The sequence below is a fragment of the Haloarcula sp. 1CSR25-25 genome (assembly GCF_032027985.1).
Lineage (GTDB): Archaea > Halobacteriota > Halobacteria > Halobacteriales > Haloarculaceae > Haloarcula.
In genome coordinates this window covers 164,440-187,991 of record NZ_JAHYBW010000001.1, presented here as the reverse complement: position 1 = coordinate 187,991, position 23,552 = coordinate 164,440, and the positions used below count along the sequence as shown (strand labels likewise).

At 64.3% G+C, this 23,552-nt stretch carries 20 protein-coding genes; 10 read left to right on the top strand and 10 right to left on the bottom strand.

Annotated features, from left to right (window positions below):
• Window positions 1-60: 60 nt before the first annotated feature.
• Both KZ498_RS00775 and KZ498_RS00770 read left to right on the top strand, forming a co-directional pair.
• A complete protein-coding gene (locus KZ498_RS00775) occupies window positions 61-1,020 on the top strand; it encodes a S49 family peptidase (RefSeq protein WP_312615988.1) in 960 nt (319 codons plus the stop codon).
• Window positions 1,013-2,065: a DUF4350 domain-containing protein gene (locus tag KZ498_RS00770; protein ID WP_312615987.1), complete on the top strand. Its 1,053-nt coding sequence runs from the start codon at window positions 1,013-1,015 to the stop codon at window positions 2,063-2,065. Before KZ498_RS00775 ends, KZ498_RS00770 begins: the two co-directional genes overlap by 8 nt.
• Before the next feature lie 29 nt (window positions 2,066-2,094).
• On the opposite strand, the gene KZ498_RS00765 is transcribed toward KZ498_RS00770, so the two are convergent.
• On the bottom strand, window positions 2,095-2,625 hold the full coding sequence (locus tag KZ498_RS00765; protein WP_312615986.1) for a hypothetical protein: 531 nt from the start codon (window positions 2,623-2,625) through the stop codon (window positions 2,095-2,097).
• A gap of 201 nt (window positions 2,626-2,826) precedes the next feature.
• Here KZ498_RS00765 and KZ498_RS00760 point away from each other — a divergent pair, with 201 nt between their 5' ends.
• On the top strand, window positions 2,827-5,082 hold the full coding sequence (locus KZ498_RS00760; RefSeq protein ID WP_312615984.1) for a PAS domain S-box protein: 2,256 nt from the start codon (window positions 2,827-2,829) through the stop codon (window positions 5,080-5,082).
• Between the two features lie 147 nt (window positions 5,083-5,229).
• Here KZ498_RS00760 and KZ498_RS00755 read toward each other — a convergent pair whose 3' ends face one another.
• The 6 genes from KZ498_RS00755 to KZ498_RS00730 form a co-directional block, all read right to left on the bottom strand.
• Entirely contained in the window at window positions 5,230-5,520 is a 291-nt protein-coding gene (locus KZ498_RS00755) for a HalOD1 output domain-containing protein (protein WP_312615982.1), read from the bottom strand.
• A gap of 159 nt (window positions 5,521-5,679) precedes the next feature.
• The gene (locus KZ498_RS00750; RefSeq protein ID WP_312615980.1) at window positions 5,680-6,996 is read right to left on the bottom strand and encodes an oligopeptide/dipeptide ABC transporter ATP-binding protein; all 1,317 of its coding nucleotides are present in this window, start codon (window positions 6,994-6,996) and stop codon (window positions 5,680-5,682) included.
• Window positions 6,989-8,059, bottom strand: coding sequence for an ABC transporter ATP-binding protein (locus KZ498_RS00745; protein ID WP_312615979.1), 1,071 nt, complete (start codon window positions 8,057-8,059; stop codon window positions 6,989-6,991). The genes KZ498_RS00750 and KZ498_RS00745 overlap by 8 nt, the downstream gene beginning before the upstream one ends.
• A complete protein-coding gene (locus tag KZ498_RS00740) occupies window positions 8,059-9,096 on the bottom strand; it encodes an ABC transporter permease (protein WP_312615978.1) in 1,038 nt (345 codons plus the stop codon). Before KZ498_RS00740 ends, KZ498_RS00745 begins: the two co-directional genes overlap by 1 nt.
• 3 nt (window positions 9,097-9,099) lie before the next feature.
• The gene (locus tag KZ498_RS00735) at window positions 9,100-10,053 is read right to left on the bottom strand and encodes an ABC transporter permease (protein WP_312615976.1); all 954 of its coding nucleotides are present in this window, start codon (window positions 10,051-10,053) and stop codon (window positions 9,100-9,102) included.
• Window positions 10,050-12,002, bottom strand: coding sequence for an ABC transporter substrate-binding protein (locus tag KZ498_RS00730; protein ID WP_312615974.1), 1,953 nt, complete (start codon window positions 12,000-12,002; stop codon window positions 10,050-10,052). Before KZ498_RS00730 ends, KZ498_RS00735 begins: the two co-directional genes overlap by 4 nt.
• Window positions 12,003-12,331: 329 nt before the next feature.
• Between KZ498_RS00730 and KZ498_RS00725 the strand changes: the two genes are divergently transcribed.
• The 3 genes from KZ498_RS00725 to KZ498_RS00715 all read left to right on the top strand — a co-directional run bounded on the left by KZ498_RS00725 (window position 12,332) and on the right by KZ498_RS00715 (window position 16,261).
• Window positions 12,332-13,993: an aldehyde ferredoxin oxidoreductase C-terminal domain-containing protein gene (locus KZ498_RS00725; protein WP_312615973.1), complete on the top strand. Its 1,662-nt coding sequence runs from the start codon at window positions 12,332-12,334 to the stop codon at window positions 13,991-13,993.
• A gap of 346 nt (window positions 13,994-14,339) precedes the next feature.
• Window positions 14,340-15,134: a hypothetical protein gene (locus KZ498_RS00720; RefSeq protein WP_312615971.1), complete on the top strand. Its 795-nt coding sequence runs from the start codon at window positions 14,340-14,342 to the stop codon at window positions 15,132-15,134.
• Window positions 15,135-15,346: 212 nt separating this feature from the next.
• Window positions 15,347-16,261 (top strand): DMT family transporter, encoded by a 915-nt coding sequence (locus KZ498_RS00715; RefSeq protein WP_312615969.1) that lies wholly within the window; start codon window positions 15,347-15,349, stop codon window positions 16,259-16,261.
• Between the two features lie 127 nt (window positions 16,262-16,388).
• Here the strand turns inward: KZ498_RS00715 and KZ498_RS00710 are convergent, their stop codons facing one another.
• Window positions 16,389-18,086: an alkaline phosphatase D family protein gene (locus KZ498_RS00710; protein WP_312615967.1), complete on the bottom strand. Its 1,698-nt coding sequence runs from the start codon at window positions 18,084-18,086 to the stop codon at window positions 16,389-16,391.
• 381 nt (window positions 18,087-18,467) lie between these two features.
• On the opposite strand from KZ498_RS00710, the gene KZ498_RS00705 reads away from it, so the two are divergent.
• The gene (locus tag KZ498_RS00705; RefSeq protein WP_312615966.1) at window positions 18,468-18,770 is read left to right on the top strand and encodes a HalOD1 output domain-containing protein; all 303 of its coding nucleotides are present in this window, start codon (window positions 18,468-18,470) and stop codon (window positions 18,768-18,770) included.
• A gap of 252 nt (window positions 18,771-19,022) precedes the next feature.
• Here KZ498_RS00705 and KZ498_RS00700 read toward each other — a convergent pair whose 3' ends face one another.
• The gene (locus tag KZ498_RS00700) at window positions 19,023-19,844 is read right to left on the bottom strand and encodes a helix-turn-helix domain-containing protein (protein WP_312615964.1); all 822 of its coding nucleotides are present in this window, start codon (window positions 19,842-19,844) and stop codon (window positions 19,023-19,025) included.
• A 389-nt stretch (window positions 19,845-20,233) separates the two neighbouring features.
• Here KZ498_RS00700 and KZ498_RS00695 point away from each other — a divergent pair, with 389 nt between their 5' ends.
• Window positions 20,234-21,040: a helix-turn-helix domain-containing protein gene (locus tag KZ498_RS00695; RefSeq protein WP_312615963.1), complete on the top strand. Its 807-nt coding sequence runs from the start codon at window positions 20,234-20,236 to the stop codon at window positions 21,038-21,040.
• A gap of 126 nt (window positions 21,041-21,166) precedes the next feature.
• On the opposite strand, the gene KZ498_RS00690 is transcribed toward KZ498_RS00695, so the two are convergent.
• Window positions 21,167-22,402, bottom strand: coding sequence for an ATP-binding protein (locus KZ498_RS00690; RefSeq protein ID WP_312615962.1), 1,236 nt, complete (start codon window positions 22,400-22,402; stop codon window positions 21,167-21,169).
• Between the two features lie 395 nt (window positions 22,403-22,797).
• On the opposite strand from KZ498_RS00690, the gene KZ498_RS00685 reads away from it, so the two are divergent.
• Complete coding sequence (locus KZ498_RS00685) at window positions 22,798-23,130, top strand: hypothetical protein (RefSeq protein ID WP_312615960.1); 333 nt, start codon at window positions 22,798-22,800, stop codon at window positions 23,128-23,130.
• A 7-nt stretch (window positions 23,131-23,137) separates the two neighbouring features.
• On the top strand, window positions 23,138-23,473 hold the full coding sequence (locus tag KZ498_RS00680) for a HalOD1 output domain-containing protein (RefSeq protein ID WP_312615958.1): 336 nt from the start codon (window positions 23,138-23,140) through the stop codon (window positions 23,471-23,473).
• Window positions 23,474-23,552 lie beyond the last annotated feature (79 nt).

Here is a 23,552-nt window from a genome sequence, read left to right as displayed (position 1 = left end):
ACTCCGACAGCGAGCGCCGGCCGGGGTTTATTACTCTCTCGGTCCGAACAGGTCCTATAGATGTTTGGGAGAGAACAAGTGTTCTCGGCGATGACGGCGTCGTACGTAATCGCGGTCACGCTCGCCCTCGTCGTCGCCGCGGTATTCGCGCCGGTCATCTGGAACGGCGTGCCAAGCGGTGGTGACGACGACCCGAGTGTGGCCGTCGTCACCCTTCGCGGCGGGACGACCGACGCCAACGTCAACGCCGTCAAGCAGGACCTCCGCGAGGCACGGACCAACGAATCCATCGAGGCGGTCGTCCTCAGGGTCGACAGCCCCGGCGGCCCGGTCGACTCGAGCGAGGAGTTCTACCTCGCCGTGAACCGGACCGCAAGCGAGATGCCCGTCGTCGCCTACGTCGAGGGCACGGCCGCCTCGGGCGGGTACTACGGCATCGCCCCGGCCGACGAAATCGTCGTCAAGCCGAGTTCGAACGTCGGTAGCATCGGCGTCATCGTCCAGGCCCCGCTGAGCCTCATCGAGCAGGTCGAACAGCAGGGCGAGACGTTCGTCCGCTCGGGTCCGGACAAGGCCCAGATAAGCAAAGACGGCCTCCGCGAGGACATCGAGGTACTCCAGCGCTCGTTCGTCGGGACGGTCATGCGCCACCGTGGCGAGCAACTGTCGCTCTCCCGCGAGGAGGTCTCCAACGGCAACACGTACCTCGGTGCACAGGCGACGGAGAACGGCTTCGCCGACCGCATCGGCGACTCCGAGCTGGCCATCGAGCGGGCCGCCGCGCTCTCGAACGACATCCAGGGCGACAGGTACGACGTGGCGTATCTGGGAAGCGGCGGTGCCGAGTTCAACGTCATCATCGTCCCCGCCGGCGCCGAGACCGTGCAGGGCGCGAACAACGTGACCTATCTCGTCCATCCGGACGACAGCGAGACGACGTTCCGGGAACCGGTGAAGTACTACGCCGTCTGGGGAATCCCTGCCGAAGACAACAACGCGACGGTGATCCGCAATGACTGAGGGCCGCATCGTCAAGCCACTCGCCGTGTTCATCCTCGTTCTCGTGGTGCTGCTGGGCGGCACGGTTCTTCTCGCAGTCGCTGACCCGGGGTCGTCGGGGCCGCCGGACGGCCGGTCCATCGACGGCCAGTCGCCGTCGCAGTACCAGCCCGACGCGGTCAACGCGCCTGTCGACCCCGAGGACGGGGAGATATCGATCGACACCGACGCGAGTGACAAGCGTATCCTCGTCGACACGAGCCACGGCAATCTGGTGTCCGAATCAGAGCTCGAACCGATTACCGAGGCGATGTTCAGGGCCGGCCACACTATCGAGTACGGGACCTCCGGTACCGACGGGTTCGCCGATTCACTGGGCCAGTACGACGGCGTGCTCATCGTCCAGCCGCTCGGAAGCTACTCGCCGGACGAACGCGAAGCGCTACAGGAGTATACGGAGGATGGCGGTCGCGTCGTCGTCCTCGCCGAACCGACACAGACCCGCCTCTCGACCGGGTTCACCCAGTCGACGACGACGGTGTCGTTCGGGGCCAACAACGCCACCGAGCGGTACGGCGTCCGGATGGGTGCCGAACAGCTGTACAACGTCGACGACGCGGCCAACGACAACAACTTCAAGGCCATCTACGCGTCGCCGAGCGGCGACGGTGAACTGACCGACGGTGTCGAGACGATTACCTTCGACACCGCCGGCTACGCGGTCGTGAACGGCGACGCCGAGACGAAGTTCACCGCTGCCGAGGGCACCCGGACGCTGGAGACGCGGCGCACCGGCACGTACCCCACAGTCGTCCGCAACGACAACATGGTGTTTGTCACCGACTCGACGTTCATCAGGAGTTCCGAGATATACGACGCCGACAACGAGGTGTTCGTCGGGAACCTGCTTACGTTCCTCCTCGAGGGCGAGGCACCCGACCCGGGCGGTGGCGCGACCTCGGACGCCGGATTCGGGACTGGCGGTAGTACTTCTACCCCGGCCGAAACACCGCCGGAGCCGACCCCGGCCCCGACTCCGACGCCTGCTCCCACCCCGAGCGGCTGACCCGGGCCGCTCGGAAACTGCCTGCGGCGCTACCGCTCGCTGATACTGACCGTCGTCTCGCTGTACAGGCCACGCTCGGCGGCATCGGCCACGCTCAGCCCCGCGCCGATGGTGTACTCCCCGGCCGGCGCGGGCTCCCACTCGTCGTCGCTGACCCGGAACATCCGGTCCCACCGCCGCCTGAACCGCTTCCGTTCGCCGCGGTCGAACCGGAGGCTGCCGCCCTCGCTGGGCATGCTGTCGACGTGGGACGCCTCGGGCACTCCGTCGACGTACCACGTCCACGGCCGCGGCGAGTCCGTCGGGAGCGTTATCGGCACCGGGAGGGCGTTTTTCATCGTCACGACGAACGGCACCTCGGTTCCCGCCGGATACGTCGCCCCCGGAACCTCGATATCGACCGACACCGCGCGATAGCGGAGCCACGTCGGCACCAGCAGGTCGCTCCAGGCCCCGCCGTCGATACTGCGTGCGGCCTGTGGCCGCGCCTCGCGTTCGGTGGGGGCCTGTGGCTCATCGTCGTCGCGGTGGAGCGCCCCCGAGTCGTAGATGCGACGCATTGTCGGAGTGTAGGCCGGCGCGCGCAAAAGTGTTAGCTGGACCGGTTCGGCTCCTGCCGTGTCCGGACACGTCTGTACAGGCGGTTTCAGGTCGGACCCGGGACAGGCACTCACCGTCGGTCCCACGCACCGCGGACGTGACAAACAGCCAAACAGGATAAGTGGCCTGGTCCCTGAAATATCATCACGCCTTCTCTCTTGATGACATCCACAACCGACACGATTCGGCTGCTGCACGTCGACGACGAGCCGGACTTCGCGGAGACGGCTGCCGCGCTCCTCGAGCGCGAGAACGACCGATTCCGCGTTGAGACGGCGTCGAACGCGGACGAAGCGCTGGAACGGCTCGAAGCGGCCGCGTTTGACTGCATCGTGTCGGACTACGACATGCCCGGACGCGACGGCATCGAGTTCCTCGAAGCCGTCCGTGAGGACTACCCTGAACTCCCGCTCGTCCTGTTCACCGGGAAGGGGAGTGAGGAGGTTGCGAGTGAGGCCATCTCGGCCGGTGTCACCGATTATCTGCAGAAGGACGGCGGAACGGACCAGTACACGTTGCTGGCCAACCGGGTCCAGAACGCGGTGTCGGCGAGGGAATCAGCGACCGAGGCAAGGCGGCGGCACCACCGCCTCGAGCAGATTCTCAAGACCGTCCCGTCGTGTGTCGTGCAACTCGACCGGGACGGGCAGTTCGTCTTCGCCAACCAGCACGCTATCGACGTCCTGGGCCTGTCGCAGTCAGAGGTGAGCGACCGGACGTACAACGACCCGGAGTGGGAGATTCGAGACCTCGACGGCGACCGGATACCGGACGCGGAGCTCCCCTTTCGGCAGGTGCTTGAAACCGGTGTATCCCTCTACGATGCCAGACACACGATTCACTGGCCGGACGGCACCGAGAAGGTGCTCTCGGTGAACGGCGCGCCGCTGTTCGACGACGACGGCGCCGTCGAGCGCGTCGTGTTCACGCTGACTGATATCACCGGGCAGCGCGAACGGAAACGCGACTTACAGGAAACCAAGCGGCGGCTGCAACTGGCCCTCGAGGCCACCGAGACGGGCGTCTGGGAGTGGGACCGCGAGACGGACGAGGTCACGTGGAGCGAGACGCTCGAGCGACTCATGGGCCTTGACCCAGGGGAGTTCGAGGGCACGCTCGATGCGTTCCTCGACCGGATGCATCCGGAGGACCGCCCGGCGGTCCGTGAACAGATAGCCCAGGCCATCGAGACGGGTGGCATCTACAACGCGGAGTTTCGCATGTTCGACGCGAACGGCGACGTACAGTGGGTCTCCGTTCGGGGTCAGCCCGTCGAGCGGGACGGTCGCGAGGTCATGGTCGGCGTCCATCACACTATCACCGAGCGCAAAGAACGCGAGCGCGAACTGGAGGTGATAGAGCGCCGGCTCGAGGCGATTCTGGAGAACACCACGACCCCGATGTTCATGAAAGACGACGAGGGGCGGTACATCTTCGTCAATCACGGCTACCGGGAAATGGCCGGGCTCACAGACGAGGAGATCGTCGGCCGAACCGATTACGAGCTGTACCCCGAAGCGACGGCTGACACGGTGTGGGCAAACGACCGTGCCGTCCTGCAGACCGGGCAACCGCTGGAGGTCGAGGAGCCTGTCGTCGTCGACGGCGAGTCACGCCAGTACCTCTCGACGAAGGTCCCGATATACGATACCGGCGAGCGGTCCGACCCGGACGACCCGGTCGCCGTGTTCGGCGTCGCGAGCAATATCACCGACATCCGCAACCAGGAGCGGGAGCTACAGCGCGAGCGCGACAGGCTTGCGGAGTTTGCGAGCGTCGTCAGCCACGACCTTCGGAGCCCCCTGAGCGTCGCACAGGGACGCCTGAAACTCGCCCGAGAGACCGGCGAGGAGAGCCACCTGGAGGAAATCGAGACTGCTCTCGACCGGATGGAGCGTATCATCGAAGACGTGTTGCTTCTGGCTCGTCAGGGGCGGGACATCCAGGAGACAGCACCGGTCTCGCTCCGTGACGCGGTCGCGGACGCCTGGGCAATGGTGTCACAGGACACCCCGGACGGAACGCTCGTCTTCGCCGACACTGCTGACCAGGATGTGACGATTGTCGCCGACCGACCGCGCCTGCTGCAACTGCTCGAGAACCTGCTCCGGAACAGTGTAGAGCACGGGTCGACGGGCAGCCAGCAGAAGCCCGGGGACGCCGCTGACCGCGGGGGCGTGACCGTCACTGTCGGTGCCACCGAGGACGGCTTCTACGTCGCCGACGACGGCCCCGGCGTCCCGAAAGCGGAACGCGAGGCACTGTTCGAGGCGGGCTACTCGACTGCCGACGACGGCTCCGGGTTCGGGCTGGCAATCGTCGACCGCATCGCAACGGCCCACGGCTGGTCGGTCACCGTGGCAGACAGCGCCGAGGGCGGCGCCCGCTTCGAATTCACCGGCGTCGGGTTCGAGTAGCTGTCGTGTACTGCCGGTGCTACTGGCACACACGTCCCGCTTCCGGAACTGGGGGCGTCAGAATCTACGACGCCGACAGTCGCTGGACTCGGCTCGGGCCGGCATTGTGTATTGCCGCCGTAGCCATTCGTTTCGCCGGGCCGTGACTCACGCAGACGAGTCGTCGCTCGGGGCGACGGTCACCGTCCGGTCCCCGGCGACGGTCACGGACTGGCCCGCATACCGGAAGCTGACCTCTACGCTCGTCTGGCGGCCCGCGAAGAGCGCTTCCAGCGCATCCGGGTCGACAACGTCGGCCAAGGACGGCAGTTCCTCTGGCATCGTCTCGGTCGTGTCCGAGACTGCTTGGATAACCGCCATAACCACTGATTCGTCCGGCTCCCCTGACTGTGCCTGGGTGCCCAGTCCAGTCGATGTGTTCCCCACCTGTTGTGACATTTCGTTAGTAGAAAGTAACTAAAAATAGATAAAATTACGTCAGACATATGTAACTGGTACATAATTTCGAGCCACAGCGGTTCTATCGAGCGCTATCCGCCGGCCGCGGTTCGGAAACCACCCGCGGGGTTTGAAACTCCCGTGGGCCAGGTACCCGGACTATCGACTCCGTTCAGGCGTGTCCGGATGGCCGTCCTCGTGCAGCAGGCAGGCGATGCGGTGGTCATCGCCGACGTCGAACAGCGCGGGGTCGGTCCGCTCACAGGGGGACTCGAAGGCATCGTCTAGCGCCGCCCGCGCGGCCTCGAAGGCTTCGTCACGGAGGTTGTCGACAACCGTCCCGAACACCGCCTCGGCCTCCTGGTCGCCGATCGGGTCCGGGAGGTCGAACTCGGCGCGGACCCGCGTTTCCAGGGCCGACCGCGAGAGCTGACCGAGGTCCCCGTCCTCGACGCCTTCCTGGACGGCGGTGACGGCTGCCAGCGAGTCAGCGCTTCGGAGCCGCTGTTTCAGGTCCATGAGCGCGCGCCACTCGGACTGGGCCATCTCTGCCCCCTCGGGCTGGATAATCTTCGGACAACGGGTGTGGAACCGACAGCCCGACGGGGGGTTCAGCGGCGACGGGACCTCGCCGGAGAGGAACACTCGGTCGCCCTCCCAGCCGGGGTCCGGCTCCGGGATGGCCGAAAGCAGGGCCTCGGCGTAGGGGTGGTAGGGCGGCTCGAACACCGACTCGGTCGGCCCCACTTCGGCGAACTCACCCAGGTAGAGGACGCCCACGCGGTCGGAGATGTGCTCGACCACGCTGAGGTCGTGGGCGATGACGATGTACGAGAGGCCGAACTCGTCTTGCAGGTCCGTCAAGAGGTTCAGAATCTGGGCCTGGACGCTCACGTCCAGCGCCGAGACCGGCTCGTCACAGACGATGACCTCGGGGTCGACGGCGAGCGCGCGGGCGATGCCGATGCGCTGGCGCTGGCCGCCGGAGAACTCGTGGGGGTAGCGGTGGGCGTGTCGCTGATTGAGCCCCACGGTTTCCAGCAGGTCGTTGACCCGCTCGGTCCGGGCCTCGCCCTCGGCGATGTCGTGGATATCCAGCGGTTCGCCGACGATGTCGCCGACCGTCAGCCGCGGATTGAGGCTGGCGAAGGGGTCCTGGAAGATGTACTGGATGTCCTTCCGGAGCGCCCGCAGCCGGCTGTCGGAGGCCGCGGTCAGGTCCTCGCCCCTGTAGCGGACCGTTCCGGCTGTGGGCTCGACGAGCCGGAGCAGGGTCTGGGCGAGCGTGGTCTTGCCACAGCCGGACTCGCCGACGATGCCAAGCGTCTCGCCGGGGTACAGCTCCAGGTCGACGCCGTCAAGCGCCTTCACCTCCCGGCTCCGGCCCAGCAGGGTGTCGACGATGCTCCCGCCGGACTCGTAGTACTTCGTAAGCCCTTCGACCTCCAGGATGGGGCCGTCCGCTGTCTTAGCCATCCTGGCGGCCTCCGATATCTTCGACCGCGCCGTCGGCCCGCCCCTTCACTTCGACCTCGTAGTCGAGTTCGCCGTCGAGGTCGCCGGTGTAGGCCAGACAGGCCGCCGCCCGGTCGGACAGGCCGACGCCGTCGCCGGTCTCGGGGTCGACGAGCGGCGGCCGCTTGCGCGTACACACATCCTCGGCGAAGGGACACCGCGGGTGGAAGCTACAGCCGGAGGGGACCTCAACGAGGTCCGGCATCGTCCCCGGAATCGTCTGGAGGCGGTCCTGGCCGTCACCGATACGCGGAATCGCGCTCATCAGCCCGACGGTGTAGGGGTGTTTCGGGTCGTAGTACAGCTCCTCGACTGACGCCTTCTCGACGGCGCGGCCGGCGTACATCACCATCACCCGGTCGCACATCTCCGCGATGACGCCGAGGTCGTGGGTGATGAGCTGTATCGCCGTGTCGTACTCGTCGCTGAGGCGTTCGAGGCGGTCCAGGATCTTCGCCTCGATGGTCACGTCCAGCGCCGTCGTCGGCTCGTCGGCGATGAGGAGCTCCGGGTCACAGGACAGCGCCATCGCGATGACGACCCGCTGTTGCATGCCACCCGAGAACTCGTGGGGGTAGTCGTCGTAGCGCGCCGCCGGCTCCGGGATGCCCACGTCGTCGAGCAGGCGGATGGCCCGCTCGCGGGCGGCCGCGTCGCCGTAGTCGAGGTGGTGGCGGATCGCCTCGGCGATCTGCTCGCCGACGGTGTAGACGGGATTGAGTGCCGTCTGTGCGTCCTGGAATATCATCGCGATGTCGTTTCCCCGCACGTCCCGCACCTCGGACTCGGACAGCTCCATGAGGTCCGTGCCGTTGAAGCGGACGCTCCCGCTCTCGATACGGCCGGGGTCCTCGATGAGCCGCATCACCGACAGCGCGGTGACGCTCTTGCCCGCGCCGCTCTCGCCGACGACGCCGAACTTCTCGCCGCGCTCGATGCGAAAGGAGAGGTCGTCGACGGCAGTGACGACGCCCTCCTCGGTGTAGAAGTTCACCGTGAGGTCCTCGACTTCGAGCAGCGCCATCAGACCTCGCCCCCGCGGGCCACGTCCTCGCCCTCCTGGGCGTCCAGCGCGTCGTTGATGCCGTCGCCGATGAGGTTCATCGACATCACGAACAGGAAGATAGCGCCGCCGGGGAAGACGGTGACCCACCAGGGAATCGACCCGCCCGGTCCCTGGACGATGGTCTCTCGGGTCTGGTCCAGCATCGTGCCCCACTCGGCGGACCCCGGCGGGAGGCCCAGGCCCAGGAAGCCAAGCGCCGCCACGCCGATGACGACGGTGCCGATGGAGAGGGAGGCCTGGACGATGAGCGGCGCGACGGCGTTGGGCACGACGTGTCTGAAGATGACGCGACGGTCCCGCGCCCCCAGCGCCTTCGCCGCCATGACGTACTCGTTTTCCTTGACTTTGAGAATCTCGCCGCGTATCAGCCGGGCGTAGCCCGCCCAGCCGATGGCCGTGAACGCGAGCACCAGTTCCCAGTACCCCTTGCCGAGCACGGCGACGATAATCAGCGCCAGCAGGAGGCCGGGAAAGGCGAATATCAAATCGAGTGTCCGCATCATCACCTCGTCGACCCACCCGCCGTAGTAGCCGGCAACCGCGCCGTAGACGAGGCCGATTGTGGCGGTGACGAAGACGACGATGAAGCCGATGGAGAGGCTGAACCGGCCGCCGTACAGCACGCGGGAGAACACGTCCCGCGCGGAGCCGTCGGTGCCGAAGGGATGGGCAAGCGACGGTGCCTCGTAGGCGCTCACGTCCAGCCCCTGCGCGTACAGGATCGCACTCGGGTCGTACGGCGCGAGCGAGACGGGCTGGACCGGCACGCCCGCAACCGTAATCGGACGGGCGAACACCGCCAGCAGCGCCATCGCGGCGACGACGTACAGCCCGAGCATCGCGCTGCGGTTCCGGCGGAACTCGCGCCAGGCGCGCGCCCAGCGGCTCTCCGTCCCCGTGTCTCTCGTCTCTGTCCAGTCCGACAGCGGTTCGCGGCGCTCGACGCGGTCGGCGTCGAACCCCGTTATCCGGATGCGTCCTCGTTCAGTGCTCATAGATTAGTCGTAGCGGATTCGCGGGTCCAGCAGGGCGTACATGATATCTGCAAGCAGGTTCGCGAAGATAATCGTCACGCCGGTAAACAGCGTAATCGCCATGATGAGGTCGACCTCGCGGCCCACGATGGCGCCGACGAAGGCCCGTCCCAGACCGGGCCAGGCGAACACCTGCTCGACGACGACGGCGCCGGCGAAGATGCTCGCGGTCAGGAACGCGGCGATGGTGGTCACCGAGATGAGCGAGTTCCGAAGGACGTGTTTCAGGACGACCGTCCGCTCGGGGAGCCCCTTCGCCCGCGCCGCCGTGACGTACTCCTTGTTCATCTCCTCGGCCATCGAGGACCGCATCACGCGCATCAGCGTCGCCGACGACGCCGTCCCGATGGTGACCCCCGGGAGGACGAGATACCACAGCATCTCGGCCGAAAGCAGCGGCTCGTCCGGAGCCAGCACGGGCCACAGGTCAAGCCAGAGCGCGAACACGAGGATGAGCATCAGGCCGAGCCAGAAGTTCGGCAGGGAGATGCCCGAGAGGGCGAACACCCGCGAGAGGTCATCGCCCAGCGTGTCCTTGTTCACCGCGGCGTAGATACCGGTCGGGATGGCGATCAGCAGCGCGATGGCCCAGCCGAACAGGCCCAGCGCGATGGTTTCGGGGAGCCGGGCCATGATGTACGGCAGCACGGCCTGGTCGACGCTGATGACCGTCCCGAGGTCGCCCCGCAGGACGTTGCCCATCCACGTGAGGTACTGCTGCCAGACGGGGCCGTCGAGGCCGTACCTGGCGCGTATCGCCGCCTCCTCGGCCGCCGATATCTGGGGGTTCAGGGCGACCATCTGGTCGATGGGGTCCCCCGGCGTCAGGTGGACCAGCGCGAAGGTGAACACCGAGACGCCGAACAGTATCGGTATCGTCGCGGCCACGCGGACCGCGACGAAGCGTCTGAGGCTCATGTCTCCCGGTCAAGATACGCGACCTGCTGGTCCGTCGGGTCGTGCAGGCCGTAGGGCAGTATCCCACTGGAGAACGTGTACGTGTTGTGACCGACGTAGTCGGTCGACAGCGACGAGACGTTCGTCCCGAAGACGGTGTAACTGTTGGGGGCCTGCTCGATGAGCCCACGCCACACCTGGTCGTACTGCTCGCCGCGGAACGCCGGGTCCTCGACGGCCTCGACCGAGAACCGCGCCTCCGTCGCGATTTCGTCGAGGTCCGGCGTGTCGACCCGCTGGAAGTTACAGCACTGGCCGAAGTTGTCGATGGAGTTCACGGCGTCGTAGAAGCTCCCGGGGTTGAACGTCCCCGAGAGGCCGATGAGGACGATGTTGCCCTGCTGGTAGTACTCCGGGCCGAGGATGCGCTGGACGAAGGTCGTGAACTCGAAGGTCTCGACGTCGATGTCGAAAAACTCCGTGTTGCTCATCACCTGGGCGATGAGTTCGGCCTCGCGCACGCGGTCGTCGGAGGTGTTGGTCTCGATGGTCGCCTCGATGGGCGTCTCGACGCCGAGGTCGTCGACGGCCTCCCCCAGCAGTTCGGTCGCGGCCTCGGTGTCCTGTTCGGTCTGCGGGCGCAGTTCCTCGACCAGCGCCTCGTAGTCGGCCGACCCTTCGTCGGCGGCCAGTTCGGGCAGCGGCGTGTACGCCGGGTTCCGGTACCCGTTGTAGATGTTCTCCGCTATCTGTTCGCGCGGAATCAGCTGATTGACGCCCCGGCGGATGCGCGGGTCGTCCCACGGCGAGACCGTGACGGGGTACTGGAGGAAGTTGTACGCCCCGGCGTTGGTCACGCTGAGCCGGTAGTCCTCCGCACTCCGGTACTCGCTGTACGTGTCGCTCGTGAGCCCGTAGGTGAGGTCTATCTCGTTGCTGTTGAGCGCGGCCGCCCGGGTCGCGTCGTCCTGGACGATAGAGACCGTGACCTCGTCGACGACCGGACTCGTCGGGAACCCGTCCGGGCCGTCCCACCACTCCAGCGCGTCGAGGCCGAGGTCGTCCAGCCAGTAGTCCTCGAACGTGCTGAACTGGGCGCGCTGTTCGGCCTCGTAGGACTCGAACTCGAAGGGGCCGGTCCCGATGGGCGTCAGGTCGTTGCGCGGGTCCGCCCCCCTGTCGGGGTAGTCCTCGATGTGCTCCATCGGGTAGACCGTCGCCGGGAGCTGACTGTCGGCCTCGGCGTCGGGCTCCTGCCCGTAGATGTTGACGGTGTAGTCGTCGACGGCCTCGGCGTAGAGAAATGAGTCGAACGTCTGGGCCGAAATCGAGGAGTTCTCGAGGACCTCGTAGGAGCGGGCGACGTGTTCCGCGGTCATCTCCTCGCCGTTGTGGAAGGTCACCCCTTCGTGCAGCTGGGCCTGGTACTGTATCCCGTAGGTCCCGTCCGCGACGGCGTCGGGCGCTTCGTTGACGGTCAGGACCTCGCCGGCGTCGGGGTTCCGGATGATGATCTGGTCGTCGGCGACGAGGTTCCCGTCGTCGTCCGTCTCCGCGGACACCATGTACGGCTCGTAGGCCCCGTCCTCGACCTCCCGGACGTCCACCCGCTCCCACGTCCGCGCGAGCCACGGGTATACAGTCCCCGCGGCGTCCTGTGTGATGAGACTCTCGTACACCAGTCCGTGAACGTTCCCGGCCGGCGCGCTGGTGCTGTAGGACGGGTCGAACGAGTCGATGGCCGCCCCGAGGCCGAATCTGAGTGTCCCCCCTTCCTGGATGTCGTCCACGGCGACTTCCGCCCGCTCTCGAACCGGGTCGAGGCTCTGCCCGCCCCCGCTTTCACCGCTCCCTTCTCCGTCGCTTCCGGTGTTACAGCCGGCGAGCGCCACTACCGTCGACGCGCCCGCCGTCTTGAGGACACGTCGTCGCGATACTGTACTCGTATCGGTATCTGCGTCATAAGACATTCACATCTACCTCGAAACTTATGTCCGATGTTGGCTTCCCACACACTTATAGCATGACGACGCCGGCAGCTCTGCAACCGGTCGATACCACCGGACTGCGGTGGGGTGACCGCGGTTTCGATTGGCTGTCCACCTGCGAGTCTGTCCGCGTTCGGCCGACGGGGAACACGCGCTCCCGGTCGGGGAACGGGACTCCGGCCAGCGGCGCGAGTCCGGTGCTGTCGTCACCAGCGGGGCCATGGCAATACCCCGTCGCCGTCCCCTGATTAATCCGCCGGTATCGACGACTGGCACAACCGCTAAGTTCGTGGTGTGTGTGAGAGACATTAATGATACACTCAACGGGGCCGCTGCTGACGGTCGACCTGACTGCCGGCGACACCAGCACGGAGGCGATCGACGGCGTCCTCGAACAGTATCTCGGCGGCCGCGGCGTCGGGACGCGGCTGGCCCACGAGCGGATTCCCTTCGACGCCGACCCGCTCGGCCCGGAGAACCGCCTGGTGTTCTCGACGGGGCCGATGCAGGCCTCGCAGATGAGCTTCACCGGTCGGATGAACTGCACCGGCGTCTCGCCCCTGACCGACGGACTGCTCTCCTCGAACGCCGGCGGGTTCATGTCCCGCAACTTCGCCGATACGGGGTACAGCGCCGTGGAACTCACCGGTGAGAGCGACGACCTCGTCATCGTCCACGTGCGCGACGACGGCGTCGAGTTCGAGGCCGTCCCGGACCTCGCCGGGGCGACCGTCCCCGAGACGCTTGACTACCTGGACGCCGAACACGGTATCGAGTCGGACCAGACAGCAGTCGTCGGTCCGGCTGGCGAAAACCGAGTCCGGTTCGCGTCTATCATGACAAGCGGGGAGCGGGCGTTCGGCCGCGGCGGCCTCGGCGCGGTCATGGGTGCGAAAAACGTCAAGGCGCTCACGTTCGCGGGCGAGTCCCCGCCAGCCATCGAGATTCCCGCGTTGCAGACGGACATCCACCGCGAGGCCGCGACGGCGGACCACATCATGAAACGGCAGGGAACCGTCTCCGTGATGGACCTGGCGAACGAGGTCAACGGGCTCCCGTCCTACTACTTCTCCGAGCAGTCTTTCGCGGGCGTGGAGGGCATCAACGGCGACGCCGTCGAAGCGAAAAAGTACAAGAAGGGGACCTGCTCTGCGTGTGCCTTCGCCTGCAAGCTCCCGACGCGGGACGAGGAGCGTGGCGTCGAGACCGAAGGCCCCGAGTTCGAGGTGGCGATGGCCTTCGGGTCGAACTCCGGCGTCGACGACATCGTGGACGTGATGCAATCCAACGAGCTCTGTGACCGCCTCGGGATGGACGCCATCTCCGCGGGCAACACGGTCGCGGCCTACCTCGACAGCGAGGACGCCTTCGGCGACACCGAACTGATTCACGAGACTGTCGAGAAAATCGCTCACCGCGACGGTATCGGCGACACGCTCGCGGAGGGCATCGAGCGCTGTCACGCCGACCTCGGCGTCGAGAACTGGACGGTCAAGGGGATGGACTTCGCCGCCCACGAGGGCCGGGTGCTCCACGGGCAGGGGCTCTCGTATGCCGTCGCCAACCGCGGCGCGGACCACATGTACGCGACGTTTTACTCCGTCGAGTACCCGCTCGTCCCCGACGACCAGGCGGTCGCCCCGGAAGGGACACTCGGGAAAGCCGACGTGCTGGTCGAGCGGGAGAACCTGATGGCGCTGAACGACAGCGGCGTCGTCTGCAAGTTCTCGCGGGACTTCATGACGCCCGAGCGCTACGAGCAACTCTTCGATGCCGACTTCGCGGACCTGCTGGCCGTCGGCGCTCGCACCGTGACGCTCGAACGCCACTTCAACAATCAGCGCGGCTTCGACCGGGGAGACGACGCGCTCCCGTACGAACTCCCGTCGTTCGAGGCAGCGCTCGACGAGTACTACGACGCGCGCGGCTGGTCCGACGACGGCACGGTCCCCGAAAGCGCCCTTCCGGCCTGAAACCCCGTGGTCCCCGACGCAGTCCCGTCTTCGCCAGCGCGGCCCGGCTGATGCAGTGACCCCCTGTGGCTGCGCTGGGGCTCACTTCCGGGTTCGTATCAGACACCAGCGTTCCGTAGCGCGGCAGGTCTGGGATGAGACACAGCGGATTCACAGTGTCTCTGACGCGTGGCTCCGGACGGTCGGCGAGCGGAAACTGCGTTGACTCAGTTCCTCAACACAGCACTATGGTATTACAATGTTAACATTATACGTGGTTTCAGTGAAATAGATACAGGTGAGGCGAGTCTGAGATGTCAGTAGACGGCTTTCGAACTCGAAGAGCCGCTGTGTGGGCCCTCGCCAGGTGGATGTATCGCCCGAGCGCACGCGGCAACGTATCCGGAGTCGGCCTCGTGTCGGCCGACACGTTCAGGCACCGCTCGGCCTCGCCGGCTGGCTCCTCCTTATCGACCTCCGGGTCTCCGCCGCCCTCGACCGTCCCGTGGAGGGCCGGATGAGACAAGACGTGACCGTCGAATCGGACGGTGCAGAGCCGAGTGGCTGGTACTACTCGCCCGACGCGGCGTCACCGCGGCCGCTGGTCGTGGCCTCGCTCGACGAACGAGTGGCAGCACTGGTCGTTCAGGTTCCGGCTCCCGGGGTGGCGGTGTCGCTGGACGACCCCGATGGACCGCACCATGAATCGATCCGGCAGAAGGTCCGCTCCGGGGCCGTTGAGCCATCCGCACACGAGTTCTGCGGACCGATGCCGGTCGTGTGGGATGACCAGAATCGGCGCCCCTCCGCCCTGCAACCGGCGTTTCGATGGTTCACCGGGTACGGGACTCGCTCTGACACGAACTGGACGAACGAGGTGACGGTCGTCCGTCCAACCCAGCCCGTCCAGTGGTCTCCCGGACTGTGCGCTTCGGACGTGTCGTGTCCGGCCACGTTCGTCGTGTCTCCCGAAGATGAGATGCCCCGGTCCTCCCCCGCCGCGGCACGGGACGCGTACGAGCGGTTGGCCGGGCCAAAAGAGTGGGTAGCGCTCCCCGGTGGCCTCTTCGGGCTGCTGTACTACCCCAGCGAGACGTTCGAGAAGGCATCGGCAGCACAATCGCGGTTCCTTACAGCGTCGCTTCTGACAGACGATGAGTGAGCACAGGCTCTCGACCGGAGCGAACCCCGACCGCAGCGACCCTCCACACTCCGGTCCGGCCGTTTCCACACTCGCACTCTCAACTCGAGTACCGTCACGAGATGTGCTACACTGCGTGTTCCTCGCACGCTCGGACCGTCGGTCCGTCACCGCCACAGCCGCAGGGACCGGATACTTCTTCGTCGGGGTCCCCCGGAACGAGTAACTCATCCATGTCACGCAACCGGACAATCGGGCTGTTCCTCCTCGTCACGCTCCTGTTCGGAACCGCCTTTCCGGCAGTGAAAACCGGCCTGTCGTTCATCCCGCCGCTGTTGTTCGCAGCGAGCCGGAGCTACCTGGCCGCCGCCATTCTGTTGACCTACGTCGGCGCGACGACGGAGTACTGGTACCCCCGCTCTCGACGGGACGTGACAGCGGTGCTTGCCGGGGGCGTGTTCCTGGTCGGCGGGACGGGTATCGGGTTCGTCGCCCAGCAGTTCATCACCGCCGGCGTCGCAGCCATCATCTTCAGCCTCGCCCCCATAGTCACCGCGGTGCTGGCGTGGCCGCTCCTCCCCGCGGAGCGACTGGGCGGCCGCGACTACGTCGGTGTACTTCTGGGATTCGTCGGAATCGCCGTCGTCATCCGTCCGGACCCGGCGAGCCTGTTCGACCCGGAACTCGTCGGGAAACTGCTCTTTTTCGTCGGTCTAACCGTCGTCGAACTCGGTGCCGTCCTCGTCCAACGGAGCCAGCCATCTATGCCGATTCCGGCGCTCACCGGCTGGGCGATGATGCTCGGGGGGACCGTCCACGTCGCCTTCTCGGTCGCAGTCGGCGAATCGGTTGCGGCCGTCCAGCTGACGCCGCTGGCTGTGGGGATGGTCGTCTATCTCAGCGTCTTTATCGGGGTGTTCGGGCTCGTGACATATCTCGTGCTGATGGGCGAGGTGGGGCCGCTGAAGGCGAACCTGACGACGTATCTTACCCCTCTCGTCGCCCTGGCGATCGGGTGGCTGCTGCTGGGCGAGCGCGTCCATCCCCTGACGCTCGTCGGCTTTGGAATCATCGTCGCCGGGTTCGCGCTCCTGGAGAGTCGGGAGATTAGCGCCGAACTCGTCAAGTACCGCACTCTGTTCCGGTGAGTGAAGCGGTGCATCTCCCGACTCTCCATCGAGACGGTACACACAGCTATCCGGCAGCCGGTCACTGTGGGTCTGGACTAGCTCGAGGAACAGTTCGAACTCGGTCGCAGCCAGTCGCACCGTTTTGCTACTCAGTCCCGGGGGGCGTGGTCCCGGGTACAGCCCCGTGGTGTGCTTGAATCTCGTACGTTCCAGCGGGGACGCGGACTCGATACACGTGTTCGCGGTCTGCCGTGGCCGAGTCGACGGTCTTGTCGACCCAGTAGACGTCCCAGGTACAGGCATCGCGCGAGAACTCGATAACCGAGTAGCCCCAGTGGGAACTGTCGAGAAACTCGTAGTCGGGATTCGATGCCATCAGCACCGCCTCCATCGCTTTCGAGGCGATCCGACCGGCGAGCCGACCGCGTCTGCCGCCGCCGACTCGCTCCCTGACACTCTCGCCGAAGTTCACGCTCGTCACTCCGGGGGTCATGAACTCGACCCCGACGGGATCGGCGGCCGCGCCCTGCCCCCGGATACAGGTGGCGAGTGTCGTATGCATATCGCCCGTGAGCGTCACGACGGTCGTCTCACCGTCTCGGTCGAGTTCCGTGAACGTCTCCAGGATTCGCTGCCGTTCCGCGTCGAAGCCGTCCCACGAATCGTCCCAGGGGGTCATCCACCTCGCGCCAAGCGCGAGCGGCGTGAACAGTACCGAGTTCGCCCACACCGTCCAGGGCGTGTCGCTCGCTTCGAGTTCGGTGAGGAACCACTCGCGCTGGGCCGTGCCGAGCATCGTCTCGGGCGGCTCCGAGTCCCCCCGGGTCCAGACTCGGTCGACGAACGAATCCGGATGGCTCCGGAAGAGGCGTTCGTCAGTCAGGAGCAGCGTCACGAGGTCGCCGAACTGGACAGCGTGGTAGAGGTCGAACGAGTCGTGGATGTGCGCCGCCCCGGGGTCGTACGTGATGCGGGCGGGAATGAACTCCCACCAGGCCTGGATACCGGCTTTGGTGAGATAGCGGGTGAACTCCGGGACGTCGCCACAGGGATGGTTCGGAAACACCGGCGCGTCGGTCTCGTAATCCCAGTAGCGGTCGTTGGCGATGGCGTGGTCGTCCCACGTCTGGATGACGGTGTGGCGCTCGTGGAGTTTCTGCAGATGGGGGTCTCTCTTGTACGTCTCGTAGATGCGGCGGAAGTCGTTGAGACACATCGGGAGCGTGTCCCCGTCCGGCAGTTCGATGCCTCTGTCCCTGTACGGGCCGTCGCTTCCGTTCGGGGGGCCGTCGGCGATGTGTTCGTAGATGTAATCGCCGAGATGGAGGACGAAATCGACGTTTTCCTCGGCGAGGTGAGCCATCGCTCCGAAGTAGCCGTTCTGGTAGTTCTGACAGTTCAGAAGGCCGAACCGGAGCGATTCGAGTGCGTCGTCCGAGGCCGGAAGCGTCCGGCACCGGCCCGTTCGACTGCGTACCCCCTTGTACCCGAACCGGTAGTAGTAGACGCGGTCGGGGTCGAGGAGGCCGTCGAGGTCGACCCGGATGGTGTAGTTGTCGGTCGCTTTGACACCGGGGCCGGGTAGCTCCGAGCGGACGATGAGCTCCTCGAAGTCCTCGTCGGTCGCGACTTCGAGGCGGAGTGTTTCGGAGGGCTCGTACTGGTCCGGTGAGATTCGCGTCCAGAGGATCACTCCGGTCGGCGTCGGTCCGCCGCTCGCGACCGACTGTGGAAAGACATCACCGGCCTGTGTGACAGCGGGCGCAGCGGCTGTATCGATCAGTCTGGCGGTCGAGGACAGTTCTGTGGCATCGACCGCCGGTCGGATTGTAACGGTGGTCATCGTCAGGTGGTTGGCTGTCGCCGATTCCTCGCTGATGCCCTCTCAGACCTGTGGCAGGACAGAAAACTGTACACGATAAATTATTAGAGAGCTAACCATATAACTGTATCTCGTAGTGACTATCCGAAACCACTGGCTCGGTTCAGTTCCCTCACACCGCCGTTCTCAGTGGTTGCGAAGCGGATATCGGTACCGTCATTCAGAAGCAACGACGACAGCGCTCTCGACCCGGAGCGAAACGCATGTCGATCAATCTCTGCCGTCCCGGAACTCGGCCTTGTTGAAACCGGACCTGGGGGCTCAAAAACACGCGGAAGTGTTGTTTTGATTATTCGAGTCAAATACGATATCCGTTTTAATTTCCCAGCACTATGACTCAGTGTGGAATCCGAAATCGGCACGGACGAATCGGTGAGTATGGCCGTGGTGCGGGTGGTGAGCGCTGTCGAAGGCCGAGACCCACTCTCCCTCCCACCGCTAGCGAACGTGGTCGATACCGACGCACTGGATGCCCTGTTCGACGCCCGGTATGACGGCACGCAACGAACCGGTGGACGGCTCTCCTTTGTCTATAGCAAGTGTCAGATCACAATCGACAACGCGGAGTTTCTCACACTCCAACCGCTCGAAACCGGTCGCCGTGAGACGAGCTCGCAAGACGTCAACGACCGCAACACCGCGTAACGGAGCATCCGAACCGTCTTATAGACACTCGGGAGGCCGGACCACGAGATGGGCTGAATCCCCGAGACATGTGTCCGCGGGCGAGCACGACGCGACCGTTCCAGAATCCCCCCTGAAAGCGCCCGTTCCTCTCTCGAGCCGGGCATACTCGAACTCACCGAGACCGTCGAGGGGCCACCAGTCGAGCAAGGCCGGTGGAGACAGGTACGGTCAGGGTTCCGTCCGTCTCTCCCCCTGAACTCTGTACCGGGTTCATCGTTCTGATTCGGTCTCGGCGTCCCCGACGTTTTGCAAGCGCCACGTGAAAATCGCTCGCAGCACCACGACGAGGCTGTTGGTCTCGCCTGCGCCCCAGATTGCCGTCTCCGCCCGCGAACCTGTAGGAGCGGCGTCCTCGCCGTTACCGAGGACGCTCACGAGCGTTCGTTCCCCGTCGACCATCATGAGCCGACCGGCAGGCGTGTCCGACCAGACCCACAGCGAGTCAAAGCGGTCTGCACCGGGGACCTCGTCCTGAATCCGCGCCTGCACATCCGAGGACACGCCGCCGAGGCTGATTCTCACGCCTCGCTTCGCGGCAGCGTGAAGTGCCTCGATGATATCCTCGGTGAGCAGTTCCTCGACAGTCATGTAGACGATTTCGTCGTCTGCCCCGTTCACGAACTCCAGCACGCGGTCAGTGACCGCAGCCTGTCCCTCGACCGTCCAGACGCCCCGTTGTTCCTCGCTGCGCTGGGCCGGCTGGAGTTCGTTCAGTGCGGTCCGGAGAACCGACACCCGGTAGTCCATCTCGCGTTCGAACTTCCGGCTCGCTGTGTCGGCCGATATCGCCCAGAACTCCTTGGGTGAGGACTGCTGAATGTCGACCAACCCTTGCCCGTGTAACTCGTCGATGGCGTCGTACACGCGAGTGCGTGGGACCTCTGTGACCTGGCTCACGTCTTTCGCGGTGCTCGTGCCGAGACTCACGAGGGCGACGAACGTCCGGGCGGCGTAGGTACTCAGCCCGAACTCATCGAGCTGTTCAATCGCCGCCGCGCGCGGATCATCAACGGGGTCCGAGTTGGTATCCATAATCCGGGTGCCTCTGTGCTGTGAAATCCCAGCCACTGACGGTGATAGGAACCGGCACGCATCGGGTTGTGGTTGGGACACAAGTTCCGAGTCGCGTGCCGGACTGGTGAGTATAGCCCCAGTGCCGATAATACTTTTGTGATTAACAGGGTGAAATATAGGGCCGTGGAGAGACACCCCAGTGCAGATTGGTAGCGTTCTAATTGTTCGTGATGCGGCGATTTACAGTATCTACCGTGGATTTCTGCCAGAATACCGATTGTACACGCTACAGTCGGCCCCGGTCTCGAAAGACGTTCATTTTCCATCCAGTAGTGACAACGCCTATCTGCCCAGCGAAACGATGTTGTGAAAGTGCCCGAATCTGTCCGGGCTGTGTGTTGGGACACATGAGCACAGATCAAACACTGAACGAAGCGGTCGAGATGCTCCAGCAACTCGGCCTCAAAGAGTACGAAGCCAAGTGCTTCGTCGGCCTCGCACGCCTCTCTACGGGCACGGCGAAACAACTCAGCGAGGTCACTGACGTCCCCCGGACGCGCGTCTACGATGCAATCCGTGTCCTCGAAGCCCAGGGGCTCGTCGAGATCCAGCACTCGAGTCCACAGCGGTTTCGCGCTGTGCCGCTCGAGGAGGCGGCCGAAACGCTCCGGGACCAGTACGAGGCTCGCGTCGAACGGCTCGAAACGGCACTTGCGGACGCCGAGAAACTCGATTCCGAGCAAAGAGAACCGGTCCAGGAAGTGTGGACCATGTCGGGGACAGACGCGATAGCAAACCGTTCGAACACGCTCATCGGGGACGCGACCGAGGAGGTGGTGTTGGTCATCGGGGATGACTCGCTGTTGACCGACGAGTTGGTCGGGAGCCTCAACGGCCTGAACGAACGCGTCGACCTGCTCGTCGGTGCGGTCACAGAGGACCTCGAGGCGCGGATTCACGGCGCCGTTCCGCGAGCGACGACGTTCCTGTCGAGCCTCGACTGGCTCCGCACCGCGGGTGTCGCCGATGACGACCTCGCTATCGGACGACTCCTCCTCGTGGACCGGTCGGCAATCCTCGTCAGCACACTCGTCCCCGACACGCACGAAGAACAGGCCGTCTTTGGCGGTGGGTTCCGGAACGGTCTCATCGTGATTGCGCGCCGCCTGCTCTCGCAGGGGCTCATTCCGAAACGGGACTCACAGGGGAACTAGCACCCCACCACAGACCGAGACGGAAAGCGTCCCGGTCCGGTAGCATTTTCGAACCCACACTTAGTCGACACGGTCGGTCAGTCGGTTAGCAGAACTCTCTCCGCTTGAAAACGGAACCCCGTCCTGTCAGTCGCTGTCAGTCGCGAGTGTGAGTGAAACCACTGTCCCGCCTTGTTCGGTGGCGTCGATCTGGAGCGGCCCACCGTTTTTGTGACTCGCCCACTGTGCAAGCCACAGTCCCATCCCACTGCCGTGTTCAAGTGGCGCCTCCGTTGTCTCCTCTATAACTCGGGCTTCGTGTACCGGCAGTCCCGGGCCGTTATCGACCACTTGTACTAAGACCCGATCGGCATCCTGTGTGCGAATGCGGATTTCCACCCTCGGATCGGGGCGGTCGTTGTGGTCGATAGCGTTCTCGACAAGTTCGAGGAGTCCGATCCTGAGCTCGTTGGATGGTGCCAGCACCGTGGTGTCGATATCTCCCTCTATATTGACCTCGGCGTCCGGATACGCCTGCGTGACTTCTTTTTGCACTGCTTCTAGCGTCGGTCGCAGTTCCGTTCCCGCAGTCCTGTCGTAGTACGTGTGTGAATCGGCAAGTATCAGGAACCGGTCGACCTTCTCTGTGACGTCGTACAGTCGATTAGTGACTTGCCGTATCGTCTGTGACATCTCCGAGACATTTGACTTCGAGAGGTCCGAGAGGTCATCCGCGAGTTGTTTCGCCTCCACGAGTGGGGGATTCAGATTCGATTTCAGGCTGGAATCCGGGTCTGTCGCCTGTATCCCCCCGTCGAGGGTCTCCAGTACATCTCGCAGTTCAGTCAGCTTATCGTCGTCAGGGAGCTTTGACAGATGCTCATCTAGCATTTCCGCCTGTCCCAGCAATGTGGTGACTCTGTTTCGAAGGTTGTGCCGTAGCATCCGCGTCGCCACGTTCAACTGCTCTTGCTGTCGTTGCTCGTCGGTTATGTCGACTGCAGCCTGCATGACACCCTCGATGTTGCCCTCGCTATCACGCATCGGCTCAGCCCGGATGCTGTACACCCGGTCACCCGTCGATTTCTGGAAGGTCACTGTTCGAGTGAGTGGCTTCCCGGTCTCTATGACTGCCTTCTTTAACTCTACCGTCGGCTCGGCAACGTCAGGCGGAAAGAGCTCGTCGTCTCGTTTTCCCAACGCCTCTGTCTCGGAGATACTGTTGGGCCCCTGGTCTTTGACCCACGTATGCCTGAGGTCGGTGTCGACCCGAGCAGCGGTGATACCGGCGAGTTCCAGTACGAGATTCAAGTGCTGTTCCGTCTTTCGTAGCGCCTCTTGTGCCTCTGCGGTATCTACATGCTCCTCTCTCTTGTCACCCATTCTATTCTTCAGTTGTTACGAACAGTAGCTATTGGGTGATAAAGCGCTTTTGCATATTTGATTGTCACCATTAGACTTGATTAGCGGTACCGTTTCCCGCAGTCATCGACCCGATAACACAACAGACGGACCTGTTGTGTAAGCGTCCACCGCAGTCCCGCGGGCCGATAGCATTCGAAGAACGACCAGGCACTGACGATGCCGGCTCACACTGTCGGCTTACGTCTGTGACGGATTTCGCCACATCGGGGTGGCGAGTATCTCCCAATCGTTCGTCTTCCCGACACTTTCGGGGCGGTGTCACACTCTCATGGGCAGACTGTGTTCAAGATATCAACTCACGAATCTGAATAGCCAGTACCTTCATATGAGTATGGACAAATGATTACCAAATCATGGGAGCACCGCAACGAGACATTCTGTTACAGGCTGGGATGGATGACAAGATCGGAATCCTCTCGAAGCGCCAGCGACGGCTGGTCCTGCTGGCATTGAAACACGACGGAGAGAAGACCGAGGCTGATGTCCTGTTTCGCAGCGGGGACCAGGTGGAGGACGGTGACCTGGAACTCGTTCACAACCACCTTCCGAGGTTGGAGGAGGCAGGCTACATCGAATGGGATCGGGACAGCGGAACGATCTCGAAAGGGCCACAGTATGACGAAATCAAGCCGCTGCTCGACCTCATAGAGAACCACGCCGACGAACTCCCGCCGGACTGGCCCTGAGTGAACGATGAGTGGATCCACAGAGGGGGGTGACGAACCCTTCCGGAATGCGTCCCCATTGCACGATGCTCGATACGACCCGGACAGCAATCAGGGGCTAATCGCCTCGATTCTGGAAGCGGTGGCTGTACTGGAAGAGCGCCCAGTGGCGGCGCTGCGGGAGGACCCGCTACACGAGAGTATCGATGCCGAAGCGGTTGAGATACTGCTGTTTGGCTCCCGGCAAGACGGTGGTACGAGTACGGCCGGACAAAGGGTTACCTTTGCGTACCGCGGGTATCTGATTCGTATTCACAGCGACGGACGGATTCTACTGTTTGATGCTGACGATACTTCGGCGTAACGCGTGTCATATAGCAAGTCACAGTAGTCTCCGTTCAGACTGAGTACAAACAGGTGCGCAGTGTGTGGGCGCGCCTCAC